This window comes from Micromonospora sp. SL4-19 (genome assembly GCF_047921475.1).
Taxonomy (GTDB): Bacteria; Actinomycetota; Actinomycetes; order Mycobacteriales; family Micromonosporaceae; genus Micromonospora.
In genome coordinates, this window is sequence record NZ_JBLROB010000010.1 from 154,390 (window position 1) to 162,936 (window position 8,547).

Annotated in this window: 7 protein-coding genes; 5 read left to right on the forward strand and 2 right to left on the reverse strand. The window is 65.3% G+C overall.

The window, feature by feature from the left end:
• Window positions 1-90: 90 nt before the first annotated feature.
• The 4 genes from ACNAVT_RS16075 (at window position 91) to ACNAVT_RS16090 (ending at window position 4,570) form a co-directional block, all read left to right on the forward strand.
• Window positions 91-933 (forward strand): sigma-70 family RNA polymerase sigma factor, encoded by an 843-nt coding sequence (locus ACNAVT_RS16075; RefSeq protein WP_416297034.1) that lies wholly within the window; start codon window positions 91-93, stop codon window positions 931-933.
• A complete protein-coding gene (locus ACNAVT_RS16080) occupies window positions 933-1,739 on the forward strand; it encodes a hypothetical protein (protein WP_416297036.1) in 807 nt (268 codons plus the stop codon). The genes ACNAVT_RS16075 and ACNAVT_RS16080 overlap by 1 nt, the downstream gene beginning before the upstream one ends.
• Window positions 1,740-1,882: 143 nt before the next feature.
• Complete coding sequence (locus tag ACNAVT_RS16085) at window positions 1,883-2,572, forward strand: hypothetical protein (RefSeq protein ID WP_416297038.1); 690 nt, start codon at window positions 1,883-1,885, stop codon at window positions 2,570-2,572.
• Window positions 2,573-3,520: 948 nt separating this feature from the next.
• Window positions 3,521-4,570, forward strand: coding sequence for a hypothetical protein (locus ACNAVT_RS16090; RefSeq protein ID WP_416297040.1), 1,050 nt, complete (start codon window positions 3,521-3,523; stop codon window positions 4,568-4,570).
• 48 nt (window positions 4,571-4,618) lie between these two features.
• Here ACNAVT_RS16090 and ACNAVT_RS16095 read toward each other — a convergent pair whose 3' ends face one another.
• Window positions 4,619-5,170, reverse strand: coding sequence for a hypothetical protein (locus ACNAVT_RS16095; RefSeq protein ID WP_416297041.1), 552 nt, complete (start codon window positions 5,168-5,170; stop codon window positions 4,619-4,621).
• Window positions 5,171-5,832: 662 nt separating this feature from the next.
• Between ACNAVT_RS16095 and ACNAVT_RS16100 the strand changes: the two genes are divergently transcribed.
• The gene (locus tag ACNAVT_RS16100) at window positions 5,833-6,465 is read left to right on the forward strand and encodes a hypothetical protein (protein WP_416297043.1); all 633 of its coding nucleotides are present in this window, start codon (window positions 5,833-5,835) and stop codon (window positions 6,463-6,465) included.
• A 270-nt stretch (window positions 6,466-6,735) separates the two neighbouring features.
• Here the strand turns inward: ACNAVT_RS16100 and ACNAVT_RS16105 are convergent, their stop codons facing one another.
• Window positions 6,736-7,953 carry a low temperature requirement protein A gene (locus ACNAVT_RS16105; RefSeq protein WP_416297045.1) on the reverse strand — a complete coding sequence of 406 codons (1,218 nt, stop codon included), beginning with the start codon at window positions 7,951-7,953 and terminating at the stop codon, window positions 6,736-6,738.
• Window positions 7,954-8,547: the final 594 nt, after the last annotated feature.

The following is an 8,547-nucleotide window of genomic DNA, read 5'->3' on the forward strand; positions in this document are numbered from 1 at the left end:
TAGGCAAGGGGTCTTGCATGAGTCAAGCCCCATAATGAGATAAGCTTCTCTGTGTCGCTTGAGCGAGTGGCGGCGAGCAGGAGGGAACCCGTGGAGATCAGTCCTTACGGCCTGGCCGACATCCAGGACCCGGGTGAGAGAGCGCGCAGGGCCAGCGACCTTATCGACGAGCATCAGGCGGCGGTCAACGAGCTGTCCCGGCTGCGCCGCGAGGCGTTGGACGAGATGGTGTCGCAGGGGATGACTCATGTGCAGATTGCCCAAGTCGTCGGCATGACCCGCGCCCGAGTCGGTCAGCTCCTGTCATCAGGACCCCGGCCCGAGCGGGCGATGCTTGGCACCGGACCCCTCACCGTCGCGGTAGGCGGCAAGTTCGAGGCGGACAAGAAGGACCCGTACGCGGTCGTCTCCGCCGAGATGCTTGCCGCCTACGAGAAGGTGTCGAACCTCGCTCGGGGGCTCGGCCTGAAGACCGCGTACGAGGTGGTGCCACCGCCGGGCATGGTCGACCTGAACCGCACCAACCTGATCGTGGTCGGCAGCCCACGCATCCTGCCGTTCGTTGGGCAGGTGCTCGCGTCTGACTCGAAGCTGGGTTTCGGCAAGGACGACGGTGGCCTGTATCTGGTGAACCACCAGACCGGAGAGGAGTTCCACTCGCCGTCGGACAAGGGTGAGCCGGTGGACTACGGATACGTCGGCCGCCTTCCCCGACCGGATGGGCGAGGTACTTTCCTGTACCTCGCCGGCATCCACGCCATGGGCACGCTGGGCGTCGCGCAGTACCTCGAAGACCACCTGGACGAGCTGTACCGTGAGGTGAAGAACCGCCGGTTCTCGCTGCTGGTGGCCTGCTCCTACGATCCGGCCAGCCGCGCCGTGAAGCAGGTCGACGCGCTGACGCCGATCTACCGCAGCGAGGGCGTGGCCTGATGCGCGTTGCGACCGCCTCCGAGGCCGGCAACCCGAAGTCGCCTAACGAGGATTGGGCGATGGCCAGCGAGAACCTGATCGTGGTTCTCGATGGTGCCACCGCCCGCACCGGCACCGGCTGCATTCACGGCATCGCCTGGTACGCCGCCAAGCTCGGCTCATCTCTCGCCGGCCTGGCCGCCGACCGGGACTCGGCGTTGGCCAACTCGCTGATGTACGGCATTAGGTTCACCGCCGACCAGCACCGGGACACCTGCGACCTCAGCCACCCCGGCACACCCTCGGCGGCGACCGCCATGCTCAGGCTCAGGGACACCGCTCTGGAGTACCTCGTGCTCGGTGACGTCACGGTGCTCATCGACACGACCGACGGCATCCAGGTCATTACCGACGACCGGGTGGACAAGACCGCCCGCGCCGAACGCGACGAAGCCGACCGCCACCCGTTCGGGTCGGCCGAGAAGCAAGCCGCGTTGCTGCGGATGAAGCACGCCGAGCTGGCCGCCCGTAACCAGCCCGGCGGGTACTGGGTGGCAGCCGCGGACCCGTTCGCGGCCCAACACGCCATCACCGGAGAAGTCCCGCTCGACAGCGTCCGACGCGTCGCGGTGCTCACTGACGGAGCCGCCCGCCTGGTGGCCCTGTTCGGCCTGCTCGACTGGCCCGACGTGCTCGACGTCCTAGAGCAGAACGGCCCCACCGAGCTGATCAGCCGAGTCCGCGCCATCGAGGCAGCCGACCCGTCCTGCATGAAGTGGGCACGCAACAAGCGAAGCGATGACGCCACCGCCATCTACGCCGCCTGAGCAGGCAATACGCGCACAGGGCCGGCCGGCTGCCGGTTATGTCGGGTCTCAGGACCTCCGTGACAGAACAGTCTCGGGACCTGCGTGACAGGTCCGGCTAGACCTGCCGCGAGGGTCTGTGTCGGTGCTGGCAGGCTGGCGGAGTGTCTGCGGAGTTGCACGGCGACTGCTTCTGGATGTTCGACCTGGTTGCCACGGACCAGGTTGTGCGACGCCGGGCGCTTGCTCGTCATCAGGCGTTGGTTGCGGCTGCGAGCGAGGCGCTTGACCGATGGAACGCGCTGTGGGCCGTGGAGAGAACAGCCGCGCCGACCCAGCCCCACCTCGTCGCCGAGATGGACCAGGCCAGCGCCGACCGGTTCTGGCATCGCAAGCGAACGATCCAGGGGCCCATTCGTGCGTTCCTGGACTCAGCCCCCGACGATGGCGTAACGGAGGCGTTGTGGGCACCGTTTGCGGTGCTGTACCTGCGGTGGGAGGCGGACTATCCGACCGAGTGGGGAGCGCCTGAGTCGTGGATGTGGTCCCCCTGGGGGACCAAGGAAGTGCTTCTCCGCCGGTTCGAGCGCGGCGGTCTTCCGGAAGGTGCTCGGCCTCAGATAGCCGAGTTGATTCTTTCGGCGTTGGGGCGACCGTATCGGTGCAAGGACTGGATGTATGCCCGGCTGGTCCGACACCTTGACCCGTCGTTCCTCGACAGGGTCGCCGTGCTGGCTTCGGCGGACGACCCGTTGGTCCGGCTCAGGGCGCAGTTCGTCCTACACGCGGCCCAGAGCCGCGAGCGGCGGATTACACGTGCCAGCTGGCAGCGTTGGCTGAGCGCAGGCGGATGACTCAGCGTCCTCGACTTCACCGTGCCACCGGCAAGTGTCACCGAGGTGCTGATAACGATGTGTCACGCAGGTCCCGAGACCGGACAGCCGGCTGCCGGTTAGGTGGTGAGAACTTTCTGTACGTCTTCAAGGCGGCCCTTGACGGGCCGCACGCGCCGCCGCCTGGGCGCGCGTCCGACGCTCCGCTGTCGCTCCACGCCGGCCACGCAACACGCCCGGCGGCTGGCGCGGAGAGCGGGGAGCCCGGGGCCGCCGCAGACGGTAGCGCCGAGAGTGGTTGAGGTTCGCGGGCCGGCAGCCGGCTGCGCCGCGTCCGATCGACGCGGCGCAGGGAAGGGCACGCCGGGTCCGCACGGCGGATCACGATGGCAGACCGGTCGCGGTCACTGCGCCTCCGGCGGGGGCGCAACGACTCCAGGATGGCCGGGGCTCCGTGCGCGCGTTGCGGTCCGTGGGTGGTTGCGCAGGGCCATCCCGCCAGCCGACGACCCGGGCGAGCCGAGCAGGCCACCGCCCGACCCGCCAGCGTCCGTACGAGCCGTCAAGGTTCGCTTGACGTGGCGGGCCGGGCGGCGGCCCGCTCCCCAGGCGGGCGGGTCGGCGGCAGACGGGATGGCGCTGATCGTGTTCAATCGTCGGTGGTGAGCTCAGCTAATCCCTTGGGGCTAGCACGGTCTGCGATGGGGAGGTCCGATGGTGTACGTGCGCTTGGAATCGGATTGGAAGGACAGCGACGGCGTCACCCATTCAGCGGGGGAATCGGTAGATGTAGACGCGGGCACGTTGGCTGCGCTACAGGCCGCGGGAATCGTAAGTGAGGGAAGCGGCGGTGGTGGCGAGTCGGGAAATTGGGGAGGGCCGATGTCGGGCAGCCCCACGAGTTGGGGCCGACCACCGGGTCCTGAGAACGACGAGGATGAGTGGTAACAAAGGCACGCGGCGCGCCTAATGACTGAAATCGCTAAAGGGGTGCTAGGCGGGGGATGGTCGCTAGTCGCCGGTTGGATTTTGCCGGCCGCAGTCAACATTGCATTGTTCGGGCTGTTCCTGCTTCCCGACATGCGGGCATTTGAGCCAGTTGATCGGCTAGCACAGGCGGCGCTCTCGCAGCAGTCGCTAGTCCTCCTCACCGCTGCTGTCGTGCTCGGACTTCTTTTCAGCGCCTTGCAAACGCCTCTTTATCGCGTTCTTGAAGGCTACCTCGGCTGGCCTTCCTGGGCATTCGCTTGGGGGCGTAAGCGCCAGCAGCGCCGGTTGAAGCTGCTCAGAGATCGCCTGGACGGACTACGTCTAGCGCAGAAAGAAAGCGGGGGCCAGCTAACTTCAAGCGAGGAGGGGCGGTTGCGGGAACTCAGAGCGGACAGGAGGCTCGCACAGAAGTTCGCCCAAGATCTGTTTCTGATCGCACCTCAGCGTGCACTATTGCGCGAGCGGCTCCGTCGGTTTCCGTTGCGGGACGAGCAGGTCCTCCCAACTCGACTGGGTAACGCCCTGCGCCGAATGGAGCAATACGGTTCCGACCGATATCGACTCGATAGTCAGGTATTCTGGCATGAATTGATAGCGGCGGCTCCTGAGCAGACTCGACAAGGGGTAACTACGGCTCGGATAGGCGTGGACTTCTTTGTCTGTCTGCTGTACGGCCACTTAATCCTTGCTGCGACTGCGGTCACTGTACAGGCAACCAAGAGTGGCTTCTCGATATCCCTTTCAGCCCTGGCGGTTGTACTCACCGCCTTCGCCGTTATCTGGTACCGCCTTGCGGTATCTAGCACCGAGGAGTGGGCCATGGCCATTCGTGCTTTAGTCAACCTCGGGCGGAAGCCATTGGCGGAGGCCATGGGTCTCGAACTTCCTGCCACCCTCCACGACGAGCGCGAGATGTGGTCCCTGCTCTCGAAACTCAGCCGGCTCGGATATCACGAAAATGCCGCCGCGTTGGACCGGTTCCGAGCCGGTGAGGGGGAAACACACTCTCGTGAACGACCAGCTGAGTGACTTGCCTGGGTGAGATCACGATGAACGGCGTGGACGACGGGCAGGTGGCTACGGCTTGGAGGCTGTGGTGCCGGCCGGAACAACGGCATCAGTTCCACTAGGCCGCGTCACGTTCCACAGCTCGATGTACCGGTCGATGTCCCACTGCACATAACGGCAAGTTCCGAGGATGATCGCCCGGCCTAGCGATTCTTTGCCCACCGGAACAGCAATCATCTGGGCTTCTTTCGACCACAACTGATACCCATCGCGAACTTTATTTGGCCTCCAGCCCTCAGCGCCGAGCATTCGTCCAAGGTGATCCGAGCTGGTCTTGGGCGGCTTGATGTTGCCTATCGCTTGGCTGAAGTGGCTTACGATCTCGTCCGCGAGATAGAACTGCTCAGTTCTAGTAATTGCTGCTACATCCGCGATGCGCCTGTTCACCGTCGTCACGATCGATCGTTCGGCCAACATGATCGGCAAGAAGAGCAGGAAGGTCGCGCCTAGTTGCGTAGCGAGCGCCTGCCAGTAGGTCCCGTCCTCTAAGAACGCTGCGCCGATCAGGAGGCCGACACCTAGCGAACCGGCAAGCCACGCCCATGGGGGCAGTCTCATCATCTGGTGATTATGCGTGGGTGCCAGGGCAAGGTCACTAGGGTAACTGGACGTTACACGGGAAACCATGGACGAGCGGTTCGTGGGCGAGACGCCATCTGCCGGACGCACAGGGCCTAGCGCGGACCCTTCTCGCAGCTCGCGATACCTCTGACGGCCGCTCTCAGAGAACTGATCGTTCTTTCACACGCAGCAGTTGGCCCTGTCGCTGTCGACAGCAACGGTAGCAACAGGGCCGAACGGTGAGAGCCGAAGCCAGCCGGCGACGGATCAGCGCCCGATGTCAGAGACGTGGGTGGACGGAGCTGGACGGAGCGCCCAGAATTCAGACGGAAGTAGCCCCAGCCCTGAGGTAGATGGAGCAGTCTGGGCTACTTCCAGGCAGCCGGGGTGTCGCGTCAGCGGCATCTTCCTCTTACAAGCGAGGGGTCAGAGCGTGCCGGGGCGCGCCGGCTACGAGTGCGTTGACGAGGACCAGGTCCAAGCCGTCACCAGGCCGCCGGAGGCCGATTGTGAGCGACCAACGACGACCACTGGTGACGACGTCTGCCCAGGTGACAATGCGTGGTCGGCCCGATGACCAGGCCTGCCCCGACCTTCTTACCTGTAGTTGGTGAACTGCAGCGGGGCACCGCTGCACCCCGGCATCGCTCATGATCTAGAGCATGTCAATGAGGGCAGGGGACGCCGACCAAGCCGTCCTGCACGTCACAGTGACCGTTGCGACGACCGAGGCGCCGGGAGGCGAGCCTGACTCCGCCTGGATCGCTGATCTAGCCGTTCCGCGTGACCAGCGGGAGGCGCTCACGGCACGCGTACGGGGCCTGCTTGACGGTCAGGGGTACCGGCCGCACGTTCTTAGGCACGAAGGCGGGCAGACCAGTTGGGGGGCGGCAGGAGAGGAGTTCTACAACATCTTCCTGTTCGTCAGCTCCCACGCCATGGACGCTGCTCTGGGCGCTGCTGTTGGGCAGCTCTTCGCCGGCTTGAAGCAAAGGTGGCCGAACCTCCACGCAAGTGATCGTCCTCTTGAGCGAGAGGAAGCGGTGATGCGAGGCCGCGTTGCCCTGGCGAGCAGCCTCAAGATGTCTGACCGCCGTGGCCGACCGGTAGGCATGGACGAACTCAAACTGTTCAGTGAACAGCTTGATCTTGAAACAGGTCGTTGGACGCTCCTCTTTGAGGATCCATACAAGGCGCGTTATGAGGTTGAGCTGGGCATGCGCGAGAATTTGCCCTACACATACCGTGTCCGTCGAGACTCCTCGCCACGATCAGACGAGCCGTCGAGCGAATGACAACAGGCGGCCAGGCAACGGGAGCTGCCATCCTCTGGCTCCTTCCACTGCGGGGCACACAGGGGGCACAAGACACCGTCAATCGTTGTCAACCAGCGACCAACGATGACAGCTTCAGACGTCACGCGAGCAGGGGTCGAGCGGCGTTTCCACTGGTGGCGGGACGGCAACTCTAAGTTCCGCTTCAACTCTTCGGCTTCCATTAGGCGGTGAGGAGCCCTACGACGGCGAGAGGGTTTTAGTGAGACGTCCACATCGAATGAGCACGACCTAGTGTGCCGGGGAGGGTGCCTCGGGGGGACGGCCGGCGGCGTGGTGGGCGTCGGCGAGGGCGACGGCGAGCAGTATGAGTCCGGCGACGACCGGAGAGGCTAGCGGCGGGGCGAAGTACAGGGGGATGGCGGCAACTGCGAGGGCGGCGATGGCGACGACGCGGCGGAGCGAGAGTCGGTTGAACACGATGCGTTCCAGACGGATGCGGCCGTAGAGGAACAGGGCCGGGCCGCCGAGGCTCGCGATGAGCCACGCGGGTTCGGGCGTGCCTCCCGGGTGTCTCAGCACGGCCTCGAAGCCGACGGCGGTGGCGACGATGCCCAGCACCATGAGGACGTGGGCGGTGCCTGTGGCGCGGCCGGCGGCGTCCCTGTCCCCTGCGGCGGCGAGGGCTTCGGCGAGGATCTGTCCGGAGCGGTAGAAGTAGATGCGCCACAGCAGCACCGTCGACAGGAACGCCACCACCAGCAGCGCGGAGGTGGCCAGGCTGATCGGATGGCTGGTGAACGTGGTGCCGACACCGAGCACGGTCTCCCCGAGGGCGATCATCAGCAACTGCTGATAGCGCTCGGGTAGGTGATGTTTGCTGTCCGTGGCCCACGCACTGACCGGCGGTTTGGTCGACCCTGGTACCGGCCAGCGCAGCTGCGCGGAGACGATGTCCACGGTCACGGCGGCCCCCCAAAAGGCGGCCCGGGCACCGCCACTGACGGCGGCGCCAGCAAAGAAGATCCCCGCCGAGATCACGCGCCACGGCAGCGACCGGCGGTAGAGCTCGTGCAGGGGGTGTCCGCGCAGCGAGGGCATCAGGATGAGCGGCCGGCCCAGCTGCAGGATCACGTACGGCACCACGAACGCCAACCCGCGGCCGATGAACGCGGACGGCAGCGACGACGACATGACCAGGATCCCGAAGGCGCTGGCCAGCACGATGTACTGGATCTTGCGGCGGCGGGGGTCGAACCAGCTGGTGATGTGCGCGGTCGTGATCCACAACCAGACCAGCGGCAGCGACAGCACGAGCATGTAGGCCATGGCCCGCCACCGGACGACAATGTCATGGCTGACCAGTTCCTGCCCGACCCGGCTGACCACCCCGGCCAGGGCGAATACCAACACCAGGTCGACGAACAGTTCCAGAAAGTTGGCCTGCCGCACGTCCTCGCGGCGTTGCAACAGGTCTTGGCCCTCTCCACCGCCTTTCCGAAGTCCCACGCCGCCCATACTCGTCGGGCGCAGCCCCGGCTGACCGGTGGTTGGACGTCGTACACCCGGAGGGAAGCCACCGACCGGTGACCGTCAACCACGAGGGGTCAAGCTCGCCGGAGTGTCAGCAGGAAGTCAGCAGAAGCGGTGACATCCGTTGGTAAGCGCTGACAGAGGGCGACGGGCGCTGAGTGAAAGACGACTAGCGTTGCTGCTTGTCGATGACGCTCAGCGCCCGTCACCCGCCTTTGCAAGGCAGGGGTTAGGGGTTCAAGTCCCCTGGGCTCCACCATTTATCCGCCTCACCGGGGATTCTCTTGTCGCTTGATCGACGAGTGCAACATCAGTCCGAAGGGCGATCCACGGGCCGACAGCCCGATGTCAGGCGGGAAAGCCATTAGCCTCACTGGAATGCTGCCTGGCAGCATGTCCGGGTGAATTCACCCGTGGTCACCCTGCGCGTGATGCGCCAGGACGAGTACGAGAGCTACACGGCGCGACAGGACATGGAGTACGTCCAGTCACTCGCCAAGGCGATGCCGGTCGAGGCCGCCAGGGAAAAGGCCCGGCAGGATCGAGCCCGGTTCCTGCCTCAGGGATTGG